Here is a 16,788-nt window from a genome sequence, read left to right as displayed (position 1 = left end):
TTCGTAGACCGGCGGCGGCGCCTCGACCGGCGCGGGCGGCGGCGCCTGCTCGACCGGCGCGGGCGCGGGCGGCGGCGCCGGGGCGGGCGCTGGCTCGGGGGCGGGCGGAGGCGGCGGGGCGACGGCCTCGGCCGGGGTCGGGGTGCAGGTCCAGCCGCCGTCGGCGCCGACGACCCAGTGCGCGACGATACCGCCCGCCGAACAGTTCCCGCCCTCCCGGCGCGACGGCCACGGCGGCGCGAACGGGACGCCGACCGGTTGATCGCCGCCGTCGGCGAGCCCGTTGGTGACCTGGTCGACGCGGGTCGGCTGATCGTCGCCCTGGCCCGCCCGCATCATCAGCCCGAGGGCGACGACGAGCGCGAGGATCGCGGCCAGTACGGCCGCGATCGCGATCACCCGGTTCCTGCTCGGCCCCGGTTGCGGGGCGTCGCTGCTGTTGTGGGTCGTCATCACACCGCCTCACCGCGGATCGGGGACTCCCTGATCCGCAGGCTACCGCACGGTTGCTCGAACGCCGACCGGCCGAGACGAAATGCCCCGGCCAGCCGCTATACCTATATTCAAGGGTTGCCGGAAATTTACTTGATCGCGACCCTGACCTTCACCGCGTCCGCGTCGGTGCTCTCCAGCGCCTGCGTGATGAGCGTGCTCAGGTCGATCTGCGGACCGGCGGTGACCGCGGCGTCGGCCAGCGGCCGCAGCGCGGGCAGCATCGACCGCAGCTCCGGACCGATCTCGCCGAGCACGGTGTTCAGCCGTTCCAGGAACGGCACGAGACCGTCGTCGCGCAGGTACCGCTGCGGGTCGTCGATGGTCGCCCGGCCGATGGCCTCGGTCAGGTCGGTGATCGCCCGGCTCAGCCGCACGAACTGGGGCGCCGCCGACGAGGTGGCGGGGCCTGCCCAGCCGATGTCGCCGACGACGAACTGGAAGTTGCGCAGCAGCTCGGCGATCTGCGGCGACCGCGACATGATCGAGGCGGCGAGCAGGTCACCGCCGCGGGCCAGTTCGGGGACCACGTTCTCGGTGCCCGCCATGGCGGTGGCGAGGGTGTCGACCAGCGAGCCGACCACGGCCGGGTCCAGCTGGTCGACGGTCTTGGTGACCAGGCGCGCGGCCTCCGGGATCGACAGCGGCGTGCGGACGTTCTCGGTGCGCAGGCGCTGCCCGTCGCTGAGGTAGGGCCCGTCGGCGCTGCGCGGCGCGAACTGCACGTACGCCTCGCCGAGCGCCGAGAGGTGCTCGACGGTGACGACGCTGCTGGTGGGCACCTTGTGGTCGGCGCCGATGCGGAAGTCGACGTCGACGCCGCGGTCGGGCGCGGCGGTGACCGCGGTGACCTTGCCGATCTCGATGCCGGTCAGCAGGATCGGCGCGCCGACGGCCAGGCCAGCGGAGTTCTCCAGGTGGAGCGAGGCGTGGGTGAAGTCGGCGAACGGGTCGGCGCGCACCACGCCGAAGGTCAGGTAGCTCGCACCGAGCACGGTGATGGCGGCGATGCCGCTCAGGGAGGCCAGCGCACCGGCTTTCATCGCACCGCTCCGATCATGCGCAGCGCCGTGACGATCTGCTGCGCCTGTTCCTCGTTGGAGATGGTCGCGGCCGGGTCCGCCCGGACGCCGGTCACGTTCACCTTCGGCCCGCGCTCGGCGAAGGGGATGATCTTGTCGCGCAGCAGCGCCGTCAGGGCCGCGAGATTGGTGGCCGACCCGCCGCCGGTGATCAGCGGCGCGAACGCCATCGCGGCCGCGTCGCCGGACTGGGCCAGCGGCGCCAGCCAGGCCAGCGACTGCCCGGTCGGGCCGAGGGCACGGAAGATCTCGAAGTACTTCGCGATCGAGTCCTGCGTGCCGGTCAGTGCCCGGACGCCCTCGGGGGTGAGGATGTTGGTGAGTTCGCGCTCGATACCGACCATGACCTCGGCGTTGGCGGCGAGGCCGTTCACCAGCAGGTCGACCTGGTCGAGGTGGGCGGCCAGGTCGGCGGCGTCGGCGCCCATGACCCCGGCGATCCGGGCGGTCTCCTTCGGGTCGGTGGGCAGCACCGAGTTGATCCGGCCCAGCATCTCCTGGAGCTGGCCGACCGCACCGCCCTGGACGAACAGGGCCATGGTCGCCATCGTGTCCTCGAGCTGGACCGGCGGCTTGGTGCGCTCGACCGGGATGGTCGACCCGTCGTGCAGCAGGGTGCCGTAGCCGTCGCGCGGGGTGGTCAGCGCGACGTGGATGTCGCCCAGGATGGTGTCCTGACGCAGCTCGGCGATCGAGGACGCGGGCAGCCGGACCGATTGCAGGATCTCGGTTTCCACGACGACGTAGCCGCCGCGGCCCGCGGGCGCCTCGGCGGGCGGGACCACCCGCACCTTGTCGACGACGCCGACCTCGGCGCCGTTGGCGATGACCTTCGACTTCGAGGGCAGGTTGAGCGCGCTGGAGAACTCGATGGCGACCCGGTAGGTCGGGCCGGAGACGCCCGCGCCGGGCACCGGCACGTCGGCGGGATCCAGCCCGCAACCGCTCACCGCCAGGCCGGCGGTCACCGTCAGCGCGAGCACGCCGCGCCGGAACATCTTGCGCCGCACCATCATCGGGCACCTGCCATTCCCAGCACCACCTGGACGAGATTCAGATCGGTCAGGCCCTTGGCCGGGTCGGGGCAGCCGCCGGGCACGACGCCCTCGATGGCGGCGCACACCGCGTCGGTCTCCCCGGCGGGCAGCGCCACCTTCGGCGGCGCGTAGGTCAGCGTGGTGCCCCCCGGCGCGCTCACCGTGCGGAACGCCCCGGCCAGCGCGGGCATGGCCAGCACGACCTCGCGCAGCGACCCGACGTTGGCACGCAGCAGCTTCACCAGCGGCACCGCGCCGTCGAGCGACGCGAGCAGCGGATCGCCGACGATCGTGATCAGGTCGTTGAGCATGGGCAGCAGCTCGCCGAGGCCGTCGAACAGCCCGACCGCCGGGTTCAGCAGGTCGTCGGTCGACATCTCGAGCAGCGGCGCCAGCCGCACCAGCATCGACTGCAGATCGCCCCAGTTGGCGGCGACCCGGTTGGACACCGAGGCGAAGGCGTCGAAGAGACCGGCCAGGTGGCCGATGTCGGCGTCGGGCTTGTTCATGGCCGACCCGAGCTTGTGGATGAGTTCGTTGACCTTCGGACCGGTTCCGGCGGTGGCCTTCTCGATCGAGGTCAGGCCGTCGGCGATGGCGCTGGGCTGACCGGCCTCGACGCCGGACAGTTCCTCGGACAGGCTCGCCAGCGCGGTGAGCGTCTCGGTGATGCTCTTGGGGGTCAGCGTCTTGGTGATGCACTGACCGGCGGGCCAGGCGCGCAGGTCCTTGCCGCTGGTGAGCACGGCCAGGTTGCGGTCGGCGGCCACCGAGAACGCGACCGTGGTCGCCGAGGCGTCGGCGTAGACCGGGTAGTCGGCGTCGACCGCGAAATCCACGCGCACGGTGGCGCCCTGGTTGCGGATCGAGGTGACCTCGCCGACGTCGATGCCGCGCATGGTCACGTGGTTGCCCGGGTAGAGGCCGATCGCGTCGGGCATGATCGCGCAATAGGACTCGGTCTTCTTCAGCGGGTCGAAGGCGACGAAGTAGCCGCCGATGACCAGCGCGACCAGCACACCGACGCCCGCGACGGACATGAAGGCCTGGCTGGCGAGGAGTTTCTTCAGCATCAGCACGCCTTCCCGGGCAGCGGGACGCAGACCCGCGGCGCCGACGAGTTGTCGACCACCACACCCTGATCCGGGACGACCAGGCCCGACAGCTTGTCCTGGAGGCTGTGCACGGTGCCGATGAGCGGTTCGAGCCGGTCGGCCGCGTCGCGGACCCGCGGCAGCGCATCGGCGAGGGCCTGCGCCTGCCCCTTCAGGGTGGAGTCCCAGGTCGGGGCGAGGCCGGCGACCCGGTTGACCACGTCGGTGAGCACCCGGACGGCCTCGGCCAGTTCGGCGCGGCGGCCGAGCAGCAGGTCCTCCAGGACGTTGACGTTGTCCATGAGGCGTCCGAGGTCGGACTTCGCGCCGTCGTACATGGTGATGTACTCGTCGAGGATCGCGATCGACTTCGACACCTGGCCGCGCTGGCGGTCGAGCATGTCGACGTAGGTGCCCACGGTGTCGAGGGTGTTGCGCAGGGTCTCCGGGGAGGTCGTCAGCGCGTCGTTCGCGGCGGCCAGGTTCTTGCGCACGGTGTCGCCGTCGGTGGCGGCCAGCGGCGCGGTCGCGTCCTGGAAGGTCTCGATCAGGCTGTAGGGCAGGCGGATCCGGTCGGCGGGGATCACCGCGTCGCCCAGCGGGCGGGACCCGGCCGGGAACAGGGCGACGTAGTTGCCGCCGACGACGGTGAGCATGCGCACGTCGAGGGAGGTCTGGTCGCCGACGAACACGTCGTCGTCCACGGTGAACCGCATGACGACCTTGTCGGGACGCAGTTCCAGCGAGGTGACCTCGCCGACGGAGATACCGGCCAGCCGCACGTCGTCGCCGGTGCGCACCGACTGCGCCTCGGTGAGTTCGGCGGTGTAGGTGGTCTTGCCGAAGGGCACCACGTAGACGACGCCCGCGGCGACCATGCCGAGCACGACCAGGGTCAGCCCGATCACGCCCATGCGCAGTTCGCGGCGCTTGGTGCTCGGCTCGTCCATGATCGGACGGTCGCCGGCGAAGAGCCGGGGCAGTCTCACCCGTTGCATATCGTCACCTTCTGTCCGGCGATGAGCACCTGCAGCGGGGCGGGCACCTCGGCGGTGCCGCGGCTGCAGGTGGGCTGGAAGCCGGCGAGCGTGCGCGGCATCGACGCGTCGACGGTGGCCAGCAGGCCCGGCAGCCTGCCGAAGACCTCCACCGCCTCCCCGGTGTTCGGGAACAGCGAGCGGATCATGGCGTCGACCTCGGCGCTGCCGCCCTTCTCCAGGCCGAGGGTGGTCAGCAGCCGGTCGATCGGGATCAGCACCGACGGGGCCGTCGCGGCGAAGTCGATGACGCCGCCGATGTTGCGCCGCATGGATTCGAAGATGTCGGTGAGCCGGGCCAGCAGCGGCACCAGGTGACCGACCTTGCCGCCGTGCCGTTCCGAGAGCACCGACAGGTTGCGGATGAGCGTCTCGATGACGGCCTGCCGGTTGTCGGCGTACTTCGCCAGGTCCTCGATCGCCGACAGCGCCGGGCCGAGTCCGCTGCCGTCGCCCTCGACGATGGCGAGCATGCTCGCGGTGAACTGGTTGATCGCCTCCGGCGACAGCGTCGCCAGGACCGGCTTGAGCCCGCTGAACAGGCTGGTCACGTCGAAGGACGGCAGGGTCATGTTCGCGCCGATGCGGGCGCCGTCGGGGATGCGCGCGCCGGGATTCGGCGCCTGCTGCAGGTCGACGTAGCGCTGGCCGGTGAGGTTCTGGTAGCGGATCGCCAGTTTGCTGTTGTCGTAGATCGGCGTCGACTTCTTCACCGTCAGATGGACTTTGGCCTTGTCGCCCTCGAGCGAGATCTTCTCGATCTTGCCGACCTGCACGCCGAACATGCGCACGTCGTTGCCCACCTTGAGCCCGTTGGCGTCGGTGAACAGCACGTCGTGGGCCTCGGTGTCGCCGGAGACCGGCCGCTTGATCAGCGTGAACACCATGGCGAGCACGACGAGCATGGCCACGCCGAACACGCCGAGCCGCCAGGCGGCGGAACCGACCTTCATCGGGCACCGGCCTTTCCGAACAGCGGCACCGCGATCGCGGGCACGCCGGACAACTCGATGTCGAGGTTCAGCACCGGACCGTCCGGGCCGTCGGGCATCGCGCCGCGCAGGTTCGCCAGCAGGGCCGCCAGCTCGGCGCCGCTCGCCTGCGGGCGCGGCGACATCTGGGCGAGGGCGCGCAGGACCGGGGCCAGCATGTCGGTGGTCTCGGCCAGGTAGCCTCCGGTGGTGGTCAGCGTGGTCGACAGGGCGGGCAGCAGCGAGCCGCTGAGCACGCCGACGCCGATGTCGTAGCGGTCCTTGTCGACCTGGGTGATGCGGATGTCACGCAATTCGTCGATGACCTGCATCGTGGCGCCGGCGAACTGCCCACCGCCGTCGAAGGCCGGACCCAGCTTGCCCATGAGCTCCGAGGGCGGCACCGTCTGGTTGTCGGCCACGATGGTGGCGACGGTGATCAGCGCCTGCACCAGCGGGGTGAAGGACTTGAAGTCGTACGCCAGCTGGGAGATGACCGTGGCCATCTGCGGGCTGGTGACGGTCATGCCGACCTGCGACAGGCTGCGCAGGATGGCGCTCATGGTGGCGTCGTAGACCCGGCCCGCGTGGTCGCCGGTCAGGTCGATCACGCTGCCCTCGCGCAGCGGGGCGCCGCCGGTGCCGCGCCGCAGCTCGATCTCGGCGATGCCGAACAGGTTGGTCGGCGCGTAGTCGATGGCGAGGCTGTCGTCGAGGCCGTGCAACTGGCTCTCGTCGAGGACCAGCGCGATCTGCTGGGTGCCGCGCTCACCGGGGGTGACCGCGTCGACCGTGCCGACGGTGACGCCGTCGACGCGGACCTGGCTGCCCGCGGCGATACCGTCGCCGAGCTGCTCGGTGTGCAGGGCGACGCGCAGGCCGTCCTCGGTGCGCACCGACCGGTAGACGATGGTCGACACCGCGACGGCCGCGATCAGCGCGAGGATGATCCAGCCGGTCCGGCTCGAGGTCCGGCGGGTCGCGACCACGCCGGGCATTCCGTAGTCAGGCATCACTCACCCCGTGAAACTGATCGCCGAGTTGAAGCCCCACAGCACGATGGACAGCACCATGTCGACGGCGACGATGGTCACCGAGCTGGCCCGGACCGCGCGGCCCGAGGCGATGCCGACACCCTCGGGGCCGCCCTTGGCGAAGAACCCGAAGTAGCTGTGCACCAGGATCACCACGGTGCCGAACACGGCGACCTTGATGACGGCGGCGATCATGTCGAACCCGGACACGAACTGGAAGAAGTAGTGGTCGTACACGCCCGCCGACTGCCCGTAGACCATGGTCAGCAGGCCGCGGCAGGCCGCGTAGGACAGGATCAGCGCGATGAGGAAGGTCGGCACGATGGCGATGGCGCCCGCGATCACGCGGGTGGTCACCACGAACGGCACCGAGCGCAGGCCGAGCGCCTCGATCGCGTCGATCTCCTCGGAGATGCGCATCGAGCCGATCTCGGCGGTGATGCGGCAGCCGGCCTGGGCGGCGAAGCCGATGGCCGCGGCGATGGGCGCCAGTTCGCGGGTGGTGGCGTAGGCCGAGATCACGCCCGTGACCGGGCCCATGCCGAGCATGTCCAGCGAGGCGAAGGACTCGACGCCGACCGAGGCACCCATGACGAGGCCGAGCACGATCATCATCGGCACGGTCCCGCCGCCGACGATGATCGAGCCGCGTCCCCAGGTCATGTCGGTGACCGCGCGCAGCGTCTCGGCGCGATAGCGCTTGAGCGTCAGCGGCACCGAGGACAGCACCTGCCAGACGAAGACCGCGACGAAGCCGAAGGACTCGCCGGCATGGGTGACCCGCTTGCCGACCCGGGCCGGTTTGCGCAGCCACTGCAGCGATTTCGGGAGGTAGAAGGTCGTCGCCATCACGCCAGCTTCGTCGGGAGGAACATGGCCGAGATCTGGGTGGCCAGCAGGTTGACCACCGCGATCGACACCACCGAGAGCACCACGGCCGCGTTGACCGCGTCGGCGACGCCGCGCGGGCCGCCCTTGGCCTCCAGCCCGCGCTGGCAGGCGATGACGACGACGAGGAAGCCGAAGATGAGGGCCTTGATCAGCGAGACCCACACGTCGCCCGCGGTGGCGAAGGAGCCGAAGGTCGACCAGTAGCTGCCGGGCGTGACGCCCTGCCCGCCGACGGCGACCGCGTAGCCGGCGATGACGCCGACGAAGATGATCAGCACGTTGAGCATCGGCGCGACGATCAGCATCGCGGCCAGACGCGGGATGACCAGGCGGTGCACGGGGCTGATGCCCATGGTGTTGAGCGCGTCGATCTCCTCGCGGATGGTGCGCGCGCCCAGGTCGGCGGCGATGGCCGCCGCGCCCGCGCCGCCGAGCAGGAAGCCGGTGGCGATCGGGGCGCCCTGTTTGATCACGCCGAGGCCGCCGGTCGCGCCGAGCATGGAATCCGCGCCGAGGCTGTGGATCAGATTGCCGACCTGGATCGAGACGATCACGCCGAACGGAATGGCCATGAGGACCGCGGGAATGGCGGTCACGGTGATCAGGCGCCAGGCCTGCAGCACCGCTTCCCGCCATTGGAATTTCCCGCGCGCGGCGTCGGATACCGCACCGGTCACCGATTCCTGGGCCAGCGAAACGGCACGACCGAAAGTCCGCACCGAGGACACGACGGTGTCGGTGAAGTTCTTCCGGATGATCGAGGTCGCAGAATCGGGCTTCGCGGTCCGCAAGTCGGCCGACATCAGTGTCGTCCCGGAATTGCTAGCGAAGCGCGGGGCGAAGAGATTTTCATACCGCACTCTCTGGCTTCGGCAACGGTGCCTTCTCCAGCAAGGTAATAGGTACTCTGCGTCACAAACAAATTTGCACTATGTGACGCTGCTCTCCTAGAAATTGTTCTGATTCATACCCTGTTCGCCGTGTGATCCACGCCACGCGACCTAGGGGCTTGCGGCGAGGAACACAAACGAGCCGAACAACACCAGGTGAACGCCGCTTTGCAGCAGGGTTGCCCGGCCGGGCACCACGGTCAGCACGCCGACCAGCATGGTCAGCGCCAGCAACACCATCTGCGTGGCGCCGAGGCCGAGCACCAGCGGGCCGTCGAGCCAGATGGAGGCCACCGCGATCGCCGGGATGGTCAGGCCGATACTGGCCATCGCCGAACCGAGCGACAGATTCAGCCCGATCTGCACCTGATCGCGGCGCGCGGCGTTCACCGCGGCCAGGGTCTCCGGCAGCAGCACCAGCATCGCGATGACCACACCGACCGCCGAGGGCGGCAGGCCGACCGCCGCGATCCCGTCCTCCAGCGCGGGCGAGACCACCTTGGCCAGCCCGACCACGCACACCAGCGCGAGCAGCAGCAGCGCCAGGCTCACCAGCGCCTGCCGGGCGGTCGGCACGCCGTGCCCGTCGCCGCCGTCCTCGTCGTCGACCGCGCCGTCGCCCTCCACGGGCAGGAAGTCGTCCCGGTGCCGGACCGTCTGCACCATCACGAACAGGCCGTAGAGCAGCAGCGACGCCACCGCCGCGAAGGCCAGCTGCGCCGGGGAGAACTCCGGACCCGGCTTGCTGGTGGTGAACGTGGGCAGGACCAGGCTCAGCGTGGACAGGGTCGCCACGGTGGCCAGCGCGGCGCCGGTGCCCTCGGCGTTGAACACCGCGATCCGCCTGCGCAGGGCGCCGACCAGCAACACGAGACCGAAGATGCCGTTGCAGGTGATCATCACCGCGGCGAAGACGGTGTCGCGGGCCAGCGAGGCCGTCTTCTCCCCGCCGGAGATCATCATGGTGACGATCAGCGCGACCTCGATCACCGTGACGGCCACCGCCAGCAGCAGCGAGCCGAAGGGTTCGCCGACGCGGTGGGCCACCGTCTCGGCGTGCTGCACCGCGGCGAGGACCGCGCCGACCAGCGCCGCGCTCACGACCACGACCACCACTCCGGGGATGTCACGCCCCCAGCTCACCGCCAGGACGAGGGCGGCGAGCACGGGTACGAACAGCGTCCATCTGGTTGCCATAGTGCGGATCATGATCACCATCGTCCCAGGCCCGGGCCCAGATGTCCGATTTGACCGTATTTTGCCTGGCCGAGAGATTCCCGCGGGACGCCGTCATGGGGAAGAATTCACGACCGTGCGGACCCAGTTCACCCTCGAGCTCGTCGCCTTGTCGAACGACCTGACAACGATGGCGCGACTTGCTCACGACGCCACGCAGCGTCTCACCGACGCGCTGGCCGGCGCCGATCTCGCCGCCACCTACGAGGTTTTCGCGCTCGACGAACGGCTGCAGCAGATGTTCGCCGCGTGCGAATCGCGCACGATGGCCCTGCTCGCGCTGCAGGCGCCGGTCGCCCGTGATCTCCGGCACGTGGTGACCGCGATCCAGATCGCCGGGGAACTGTCGCGGATCGGCAGGCGCGCGGAAACCGCAGGGCAGTACGTCTATCGGGCCCACCCCGCGCCGGTGGCGACCGCACCCGTCCTGCCGGTGCTGCTGGCCATGAGCACGCTGGCCGCGGCCGCGGTGGCGCGGATCGGGCGCGGCGTGGCGACCGGCCGCATCGACGCCGACGAAACCGGTTCGGCCACCATGGATTCCCTGGTCACCGAGCTGCGCGCGGTCCTGACCGATCCCGGCGCCGACCAGACGACCGGGGCCGCGGTCGATCTCGCACTCCTCGGCAGCCAGCTACAGCGCTGCGCCGACCACACCGTGCGCATCGCCCGGCTGATCCACTTCCTCGACACCGGCATCCCGCCCGAGGACGGTCCCATGCCCGACTGACCGCGGGTCAGTCCAGCAGCGGGAACCGGCCCGACCGCAGCACCCGCGTGACCGCCGCGACGCGGTCCTCCGGCGCGGCGTAATCCGGGTGCGCCGCGATGACCGCCGCCACGTCGCGCAGCCGACCCAGTTGCGCGGCGGCCTCTTCCACCGTGCGCCCGCCCGGCGTGACCGAGTGCCGCGCGTACACCGGCGCCGCCGGGTCGATCCGGCCGAGCTCGACGGCGCGGCGGATCCGGCGGCGGCAGCGGCACGGCGCCGACCGCTCGGCCACACCGCACGACGAGCGCAGGAACGCGCCGAGCCGCGCCCTGGCCCGCTCCCCGCGTTTCCGGAACGCCTCCGGCGTGATGTCGAGCACCCAGGCCGCGTCGGCCGCCGACAACCCGAACAGGTCGACCAGCACGAACGCCACCCGCTCCTCCCGGCTCAGGCATTGCAGCATCGCCTGGGTGCAGGTCAGCCGGACCTCCTCGGCCAGCAGCGTGGCCTCGGGCCCGCGATGATCGGCCGCGGCCAGGCCCTCGCGCAGGTCCGCGCCGAAATCGTCGAGGCCGAGCCGCGCCTCCTCCTGCGCCGACCGGCGGTGCAGGGAGATCAGGTAGTTCGCGCCAACCCGGTACGCCCAGGTGGTCAGCGCCGCCTCGGCGCGCCAGGTGGAGAGCCGGGTCAGCACGCGGACCAGGATCTCCTGGACGGCGTCCTCGGCGTCGGCGGGACGACCCGTCATCCGCAACGCCAGCCGGTAGAGGGGATCCCGCAGGCGTTCCACCACCTCGGTCAGCGCCCGCTGGTCCCCGTCGACGGCGCGCCGCACCAGGTCGCGCTCGGCCGGGTCCACGGTGGTCACCCGGCCATTGTCCCCGGTCACGGCGCCGTCCGCCGCGCGACCGGCGCGACGAGGGCGTGCCCGCGCAGCCAGCGCGCCACCGCCCGGCCGATGGCCTCGGGCCGGTCCTCCGGCGCGTGATGAGATCCGGTGCCCACCGGCTCGACCACGAGGTCGGCGAAGGTCCGTGCGGCCCAGTCGATCACCGCGGCGCCGCCGAGCCCGATCGCCGGTTCCACGGTCATCAACAGCTTGGGCACCCCCGCCGACCCCGCCATCCACGCGCCGTAGCGCTCGATCCGCGCCACCACGTCGGCGGGCTCGCCCTCGAGGGGGAACTCCCTGGCCCAGGCCAGCATCGGCGCCCGCGAGGCCGGGGTCGGATACGGCGCGCGATAGACGGCAAGATCGGCCTCGGGCAGGTGCGGAAGCAGGGTGGGCAGGTTGTATTCGATGAACATGTTCTCCTCCAGCACCGCCCGCTCCCCCTCCGGGGAACGGAACAACCGGAACATCCGCGCGGCCCGTTCGGGCAGCTCGGCGTAGGTCAGCGGGCGCAGAAAGGTTTCGACGAGCGCGATTCCGGCGACCCTGCCGGGGTGACGGGCTCCGAAATCCATGGCCAGCGCGCCGCCCCAGTCGTGACCGACCAGCACCACCTCGTCCAGGCCGAGCGCGTCGAACCAGGCGTCGAGGTAGCGGGCGTGGTCGTCGAGGCGGTAGGCGATGTCCGGCTTGCCCGAGGCGCCCATCCCGACGAGATCCGGCGCCAGGCAGCGGGCGTGCGGGGTGACGTGCGGCAGGACGTCGCGCCAGAGGTGGGAACTCGTGGGGTTGCTTTGCAGGAACACCACGGGCCGGGTGCCGGCACCCGCGTCGTGGTAGGCGAGGAACGAGTCGAGAACGTCGACGGTGTGCATGATCTGGTCCTTCCGGTTCCGTGTCGGTCATCCGGTTGGACGCGCGCGACGGCCCGATCCGGACAGGATCGCGATGTGATCCGCGTCACCTCCCGTCGACGGGCGCGAAACGCCGAGCGACCTCGCCTGATAGCCGAACGCTATTCCCTGGCTCCGGGTTTGCCCTATCCTGTGCCGAACCTCATACGGGACAATCGGTTACGGAGCCGACCTCGGTCGATAGGTTGTGCCGGTTGAATGTTCGTCGAGGGTCGGTGAGTGAGATGAAGTACCAGTTCGGGTCCGGAAACCGCGGGGTGCGCGCATGAAACTGTCGGAGTTCCGGTCCTCGCCGACCGGACGCACGCTGCTGGCCGTCGGCGGCGCCCTCGTCCTGGCGATCATCCTGACGCTCGGTTATTCCCTGTCGGACAAGGTCTCCGACACCTCCGGCCCCGGCCCCGCCGCCGCCGCCAGCGCCTCCGGCCGCGAGATCGCCGACCAGCTCGGCAAGCTCGTCGTCGCCACCGAGGGCCCCATGACCGGCTACAGCCGCGAGAAGTTCCCGCACTGGGACACCAACAAGCCCGAGCACGGGTTCGGCACCGAGATGGCCCAATACGCCAAGTGCACCAGCCGCGACGTCATGATGCTGCGCGACGCGACCGGCAAGGTCACCCTCGACCCCAAGACCTGCGCGCTCACCGTCGGCTCCGGCGGCGGCTGGCAGGACCACTACGGCTTCATCGACAAGAAGACCGGCAAGCTCGGCCCGTACAAGTTCATCACCGATCCGGCCAAGGTCGACGCGGAGCACATCGTCGCGCTGGCCGAGGCATGGCGCTCCGGCGCGGCCGACCGCGACGAGGACACCCGCCGCCGCATCGCCAACGACGCGCTCAATCTCGTCGCCGCCGACCCGTCGGCCAATCGCTCCAAGGGTGATCAGGACGCCGCGAATTATCTTCCGCCGGGCAATTTCCGGTGCGTCTATGTCGAGCACTACATCGGCGTGAAGCTAAAGTACGCATTGACCGTGGATTCCGCCGAACACACCGCCCTGCGCGCCGCAGTCGACGACTGCCAACGCCGAGGAGAGTTCAAATAGAAATCATCGAGATCGTCCCCGACACCGCCGTCATGACCGATGAGGAAGGGACGGTGTCGGGCGAACTCGACGTCACCCTGGACGACACCGGTCACGGCAAGGTCCGCTATCGCGGCACCGAATCCTGGTACACCATCGGCAATATCGACGCCGAACCCGCGCGCACCTGGCCCTCGGTCCGCGCCCTCGCCGACGCCATCGAGAAATCCGCGGGCACGCGCGACGCGGCCGGGAATGTGGAACCCTTCGAGGCCGAACCCGCGGGCGCCGGGGATGCGGCTCCCGCGGACAACGCGGGCACCTCCGTCTCCGACGGTGCACCCGGCACCACCGGTGAGGCCACCGGGGATTCGACACCGGACAGCCCGCCGACCACCGGCGAGGCCGCGCCACCCAGCGCCTCGGCCTCGGCCGGCGACGCGACATCGGCCACAGCCGACACCCCTGCCGTCGGCGCGGACCCGTCCACCCCCGGCGAGACAGCCGGCGGGGGCTCCGGCACGGCCGGCCCCGCCTCCGGGGTGCCGGCCACGCCTGGCCCGGCCTCGGGTGGGTCCACTACGCCGGGTGCGGCGCAGGGCACATCCGCTACGCCCGGTGCGGCGCCGGGCACATCCGCTACGCCCGGTGCGGCGCCCGGTACATCCGCTACGCCCGGTGCGGCATCGGGCACGTCGGCCACCCCCGGTCCGGCTACCGGCGCGTCCGGCACGGCCGGCCCAACATCCGGTGGGTCCAGCACGCCCGGTCCGACAGCCGGCACGGCCGGCACGGCCGGTCCGACATCCGGTGCGTCGGGCACGACCCGTCCGACGCCGGGTGCGGCCGACGCCCCGGGCGCGACGTCCGGTAGTCCGACCGCTTCCGGGCCGACGTCGGCGAACCCGTCCTCCCCCACACCCGAAGCCGAGTAGACCCCGGAGCCGACGGCACCAGGGCGACCGCCGACGGGCACGGATCGGCCGGCACGATCGGTCCGGCATTCGGCGCGTCCAGCGCGCCCGATGCGGCAGCCTGCGCGTCGGGCACGACCCGCCCGACGCCGGATGCGTCCACCGCCCCGGGCGCGACGCCCGGTAGTCCGACCGCTTCCGGGTCGACGTCCGCGAACCCGTGGACCCGAAGGCGAGTAGGCCCCAGTCCGACCCCGCATCGGGCCGCCCGTCGAACTCAATCGGTCATCCGGGAGGCTCGCCCGGCACGGCGGGCAGCGGGCGCTCGTCCCGACACCTCGATCCACCGTGCGGAGGTGGCTGGGGGTGCGGTTTCCCGCACCCATGGTCGAAGTGGCCGCTCGGCCAGTGGTTGTGGAGCCGCGCGCCGACAGCCGGTGGAGGACGCGCTCATTGCGCGGCATTTGCGAGTTTTGCCACGATCGAGCACAGAAGTGGACATACCGGTCGAATAGGACTCACTTCGGAGCACCTGGCAATCTGGTAGCTATGACCACGAGCATCGCGCGTCCGGATCCGAAGATCGACGACCCCGCTCCCGGCGTGCCCGCGCCGCGCGTGGGGGTGGCCGCGGCGGTGATCGGTGCGGCGCTGGCCGGGGTCGCGGTGCTCACCGTGTGCGTCGCCACCGCGGGCGGGCCGACCGGGGTGGATCAGGGGGTGCTCGACTGGATGGTCGGGCATCGCGGCGGGGCGATGACCTCGGCCGTGCGGGTGTTCACCGATCTCGGCGGCGCCGTCGCCATGACCGCGCTCGCGGTGGGCACCGTGCTGTGGTTCGCGTGGCGGCGGGAGTGGCCGACGGCGGCGCTGGTCGCGGTCACCGCGCTGGGGGCCGCGATCCTCGTACCGGCGTGCAAGCACCTGGCAGGACGGACCCGGCCGCCGGAACAGACCAGGCTCGTCGTGGAGAACAGCCTGTCGTATCCGTCGGGACACGCGCTCGGCACGACGGTGGTGACCGGGATCGTGGCGACCGTGCTGATCAGCCGGATCGCCCGGCCCTCGCTCCGCGCGGCCGCCGCGGCCTGCGCGGTGGCGTTCGTGCTCGGCATCGGGCTCTCGCGGCTGTACCTGGGCGTGCACTGGGCCACCGACGTGCTGGCCGGCGTGCTGATCGGCGTCGCCTGGGTGACGCTGTGCCTCACGCTGTTCGGCCTGTCCCGGCGGCGCGGCATGTGGCGCGGCACCGATCAGCGGGAGCCGTCGACGAACATGTGATCCGCCGCGATCCGGCCGTCCGCGCTCATCGCGAGCACCGTGAGCCCGCCCCCTTGGCGAGCGCCGTCGGCCCGGCGGACCATGGCCCACGGCACGGCGACCGTGCCCGCCGGCAGCGGCTGCGCGGGCCCGTCGGGCGCGAACACGCACTCGCCCGGCTCGACGAACATCTCGTAGGCGCGGCGCACGCGCCGCTCCAGCGCGTCGTGGCCGCGGACGGTGAGGACCGGCGCGGCGAAGGCGAGCTCGGCGGCGGACTTCCGCACCGCCTCGGGCGGGTCGGCCAGGATCTCCACGGCGTCGGGCAGCCACACCGCCTCGATGAGGTTGCGCCGCGCGACGGGGTCGGGTTCGTTCCACAGGGCGAGGTAGTCGCGGATCAGGGTGTCGAGCTCGGTGGTCGTCATGCCGATCAGCCTGTCGCCCGGTCGGGCACCGCGCGATTCCCCGCAGGGAATGGCGCGCCGTCGCCGCGCGCGGTTGACTGGCCCGGTGACGACCACGCTCCACCGCGACGGCTTCGCGCGGCGACTCCGGGACTGGCGCACCCGGCGCCGGGTCAGCCAGCTCGAGCTGGCGATCCGCACCGAGACCAGCCAGCGCCACGTCAGCTTTCTCGAGCAGGGCCGGTCCCGGCCGGGCCGGGCGATGGTGCTGCGGCTGGCCGAATCCCTCGAACTGGACCTGCGCGACCGCAACGACCTGCTGCTCGCCGCGGGATTCGCGCCCGCCTTCCCGGAGAACGCGCTGGACTCGGCCGACCTCGCCCCGGTCCACGACGCGCTGCGGTCGATCCTCGACGGGCACATGCCCTATCCGGCGGTGGTCGTCGGCCCCTACGGCACCCTCGTCGCGGCGAACGCCGCGTTCGCCCTGTTCACCGAGGGCGTGCCCGAGCATCTGCGCACGCCGCCGATCGACGTGCACCTGCTGGCGCTGCACCCGGAGGGGGTGGCGGCGCGGGTGCGCAATCTGCCCGAATGGGGCAGGCACGTGGTCGAGAGCCTGCGGCGGCAGGCCGAACGCAGGCCCGACCCGGTGCTCGCGGAGCGTCTCGCGATGCTCGAGGACTGTCTCCCGCCCGACCGGCCCGAACCCGGCCACCTCGGCTTCGCGGCCCCGCTGCGCCTGCGCTCGCCCGAGGGGGAACTGCGTCTGATCACCACGCTGACCTCCTTCGCCACGGCCACCGACGTGACCCTGGCCGAGCTGCACCTGGAGGCGTTCCTGCCCGCCGACGCCGAGACCGCCCGCGTCCTGCGCGAGCGGTTCGGCGCCGGGTAG

General features: G+C 71.4%; 17 protein-coding genes and 1 pseudogene. 4 read left to right on the top strand and 14 right to left on the bottom strand.

Features of this window, described 5'->3' with window-relative positions:
* The 10 genes and pseudogenes from ON36_RS34565 to ON36_RS05985 form a co-directional block, all read right to left on the bottom strand.
* A pseudogene (locus tag ON36_RS34565) lies at positions 1-453 on the bottom strand (hypothetical protein); the annotation flags it as partial.
* 128 nt (positions 454-581) lie between these two features.
* Positions 582-1,535 (bottom strand): MlaD family protein, encoded by a 954-nt coding sequence (locus tag ON36_RS06025; protein WP_043648691.1) that lies wholly within the window; start codon positions 1,533-1,535, stop codon positions 582-584.
* Positions 1,532-2,590, bottom strand: coding sequence for an MlaD family protein (locus ON36_RS06020; protein WP_052313693.1), 1,059 nt, complete (start codon positions 2,588-2,590; stop codon positions 1,532-1,534). Before ON36_RS06020 ends, ON36_RS06025 begins: the two co-directional genes overlap by 4 nt.
* A complete protein-coding gene (locus ON36_RS06015; RefSeq protein ID WP_043648712.1) occupies positions 2,587-3,684 on the bottom strand; it encodes an MlaD family protein in 1,098 nt (365 codons plus the stop codon). The genes ON36_RS06020 and ON36_RS06015 overlap by 4 nt, the downstream gene beginning before the upstream one ends.
* A complete protein-coding gene (locus ON36_RS06010) occupies positions 3,684-4,703 on the bottom strand; it encodes an MlaD family protein (protein ID WP_043648688.1) in 1,020 nt (339 codons plus the stop codon). Before ON36_RS06010 ends, ON36_RS06015 begins: the two co-directional genes overlap by 1 nt.
* The gene (locus ON36_RS06005) at positions 4,691-5,695 is read right to left on the bottom strand and encodes an MlaD family protein (protein ID WP_043648686.1); all 1,005 of its coding nucleotides are present in this window, start codon (positions 5,693-5,695) and stop codon (positions 4,691-4,693) included. Before ON36_RS06005 ends, ON36_RS06010 begins: the two co-directional genes overlap by 13 nt.
* Positions 5,692-6,726, bottom strand: coding sequence for an MlaD family protein (locus ON36_RS06000; RefSeq protein ID WP_043648710.1), 1,035 nt, complete (start codon positions 6,724-6,726; stop codon positions 5,692-5,694). The genes ON36_RS06005 and ON36_RS06000 overlap by 4 nt, the downstream gene beginning before the upstream one ends.
* Before the next feature lie 3 nt (positions 6,727-6,729).
* On the bottom strand, positions 6,730-7,596 hold the full coding sequence (locus tag ON36_RS05995; protein ID WP_043648683.1) for an MlaE family ABC transporter permease: 867 nt from the start codon (positions 7,594-7,596) through the stop codon (positions 6,730-6,732).
* On the bottom strand, positions 7,596-8,441 hold the full coding sequence (locus ON36_RS05990; RefSeq protein WP_043648682.1) for an MlaE family ABC transporter permease: 846 nt from the start codon (positions 8,439-8,441) through the stop codon (positions 7,596-7,598). Before ON36_RS05990 ends, ON36_RS05995 begins: the two co-directional genes overlap by 1 nt.
* A gap of 198 nt (positions 8,442-8,639) precedes the next feature.
* Positions 8,640-9,737 carry a calcium:cation antiporter gene (locus tag ON36_RS05985; RefSeq protein WP_043648708.1) on the bottom strand — a complete coding sequence of 366 codons (1,098 nt, stop codon included), beginning with the start codon at positions 9,735-9,737 and terminating at the stop codon, positions 8,640-8,642.
* Between the two features lie 103 nt (positions 9,738-9,840).
* Here ON36_RS05985 and ON36_RS05980 point away from each other — a divergent pair, with 103 nt between their 5' ends.
* Positions 9,841-10,494: a phosphate signaling complex PhoU family protein gene (locus ON36_RS05980; protein WP_043648679.1), complete on the top strand. Its 654-nt coding sequence runs from the start codon at positions 9,841-9,843 to the stop codon at positions 10,492-10,494.
* Between the two features lie 7 nt (positions 10,495-10,501).
* Here ON36_RS05980 and ON36_RS05975 read toward each other — a convergent pair whose 3' ends face one another.
* Together ON36_RS05975 and ON36_RS05970 are read right to left on the bottom strand one after the other, a co-directional pair.
* A complete protein-coding gene (locus ON36_RS05975; protein ID WP_043648705.1) occupies positions 10,502-11,344 on the bottom strand; it encodes an RNA polymerase sigma factor in 843 nt (280 codons plus the stop codon).
* A 17-nt stretch (positions 11,345-11,361) separates the two neighbouring features.
* Complete coding sequence (locus ON36_RS05970; protein WP_043648676.1) at positions 11,362-12,243, bottom strand: haloalkane dehalogenase; 882 nt, start codon at positions 12,241-12,243, stop codon at positions 11,362-11,364.
* A gap of 304 nt (positions 12,244-12,547) precedes the next feature.
* Here ON36_RS05970 and ON36_RS05965 point away from each other — a divergent pair, with 304 nt between their 5' ends.
* Positions 12,548-13,330 (top strand): HNH endonuclease family protein, encoded by a 783-nt coding sequence (locus ON36_RS05965; protein WP_043648673.1) that lies wholly within the window; start codon positions 12,548-12,550, stop codon positions 13,328-13,330.
* Positions 13,331-13,436: 106 nt separating this feature from the next.
* Here the strand turns inward: ON36_RS05965 and ON36_RS34560 are convergent, their stop codons facing one another.
* The gene (locus ON36_RS34560) at positions 13,437-14,228 is read right to left on the bottom strand and encodes a hypothetical protein (RefSeq protein WP_157224797.1); all 792 of its coding nucleotides are present in this window, start codon (positions 14,226-14,228) and stop codon (positions 13,437-13,439) included.
* 544 nt (positions 14,229-14,772) lie between these two features.
* Here ON36_RS34560 and ON36_RS05955 point away from each other — a divergent pair.
* Positions 14,773-15,504: a phosphatase PAP2 family protein gene (locus ON36_RS05955; RefSeq protein ID WP_052313691.1), complete on the top strand. Its 732-nt coding sequence runs from the start codon at positions 14,773-14,775 to the stop codon at positions 15,502-15,504.
* Here the strand turns inward: ON36_RS05955 and ON36_RS05950 are convergent.
* On the bottom strand, positions 15,477-15,911 hold the full coding sequence (locus ON36_RS05950; RefSeq protein WP_043648667.1) for a hypothetical protein: 435 nt from the start codon (positions 15,909-15,911) through the stop codon (positions 15,477-15,479). The genes ON36_RS05955 and ON36_RS05950 overlap by 28 nt on opposite strands.
* 85 nt (positions 15,912-15,996) lie before the next feature.
* Between ON36_RS05950 and ON36_RS05945 the strand changes: the two genes are divergently transcribed.
* The gene (locus ON36_RS05945) at positions 15,997-16,788 is read left to right on the top strand and encodes a helix-turn-helix domain-containing protein (protein WP_043648664.1); all 792 of its coding nucleotides are present in this window, start codon (positions 15,997-15,999) and stop codon (positions 16,786-16,788) included.

This window comes from Nocardia thailandica NBRC 100428, assembly GCF_000308795.1.
Taxonomy (GTDB): Bacteria; Actinomycetota; Actinomycetes; order Mycobacteriales; family Mycobacteriaceae; genus Nocardia; species Nocardia thailandica.
This window is presented reverse-complemented; position numbering and strand designations above follow the sequence as displayed.

Bases quoted from the DNA above. Each gene is read 5' to 3' on its own strand.
- ON36_RS05995 (WP_043648683.1), bottom strand. From the start codon at position 7,596: ATGGCGACGACCTTCTACCTCCCGAAATCGCTGCAGTGGCTGCGCAAA.
- ON36_RS06015 (WP_043648712.1), bottom strand. From the start codon at position 3,684: ATGCTGAAGAAACTCCTCGCCAGCCAGGCCTTCATGTCCGTCGCGGGC.
- ON36_RS05955 (WP_052313691.1), top strand. From the start codon at position 14,773: ATGACCACGAGCATCGCGCGTCCGGATCCGAAGATCGACGACCCCGCT.
- ON36_RS05970 (WP_043648676.1), bottom strand. From the start codon at position 12,243: ATGCACACCGTCGACGTTCTCGACTCGTTCCTCGCCTACCACGACGCG.
- ON36_RS06010 (WP_043648688.1), bottom strand. From the start codon at position 4,703: ATGCAACGGGTGAGACTGCCCCGGCTCTTCGCCGGCGACCGTCCGATC.
- ON36_RS06025 (WP_043648691.1), bottom strand. From the start codon at position 1,535: ATGAAAGCCGGTGCGCTGGCCTCCCTGAGCGGCATCGCCGCCATCACC.
- ON36_RS05985 (WP_043648708.1), bottom strand. From the start codon at position 9,737: ATGATCCGCACTATGGCAACCAGATGGACGCTGTTCGTACCCGTGCTC.
- ON36_RS05965 (WP_043648673.1), top strand. From the start codon at position 12,548: ATGAAACTGTCGGAGTTCCGGTCCTCGCCGACCGGACGCACGCTGCTG.
- ON36_RS05990 (WP_043648682.1), bottom strand. From the start codon at position 8,441: ATGTCGGCCGACTTGCGGACCGCGAAGCCCGATTCTGCGACCTCGATC.
- ON36_RS05950 (WP_043648667.1), bottom strand. From the start codon at position 15,911: ATGACGACCACCGAGCTCGACACCCTGATCCGCGACTACCTCGCCCTG.
- ON36_RS06000 (WP_043648710.1), bottom strand. From the start codon at position 6,726: ATGCCTGACTACGGAATGCCCGGCGTGGTCGCGACCCGCCGGACCTCG.
- ON36_RS06005 (WP_043648686.1), bottom strand. From the start codon at position 5,695: ATGAAGGTCGGTTCCGCCGCCTGGCGGCTCGGCGTGTTCGGCGTGGCC.
- ON36_RS06020 (WP_052313693.1), bottom strand. From the start codon at position 2,590: ATGATGGTGCGGCGCAAGATGTTCCGGCGCGGCGTGCTCGCGCTGACG.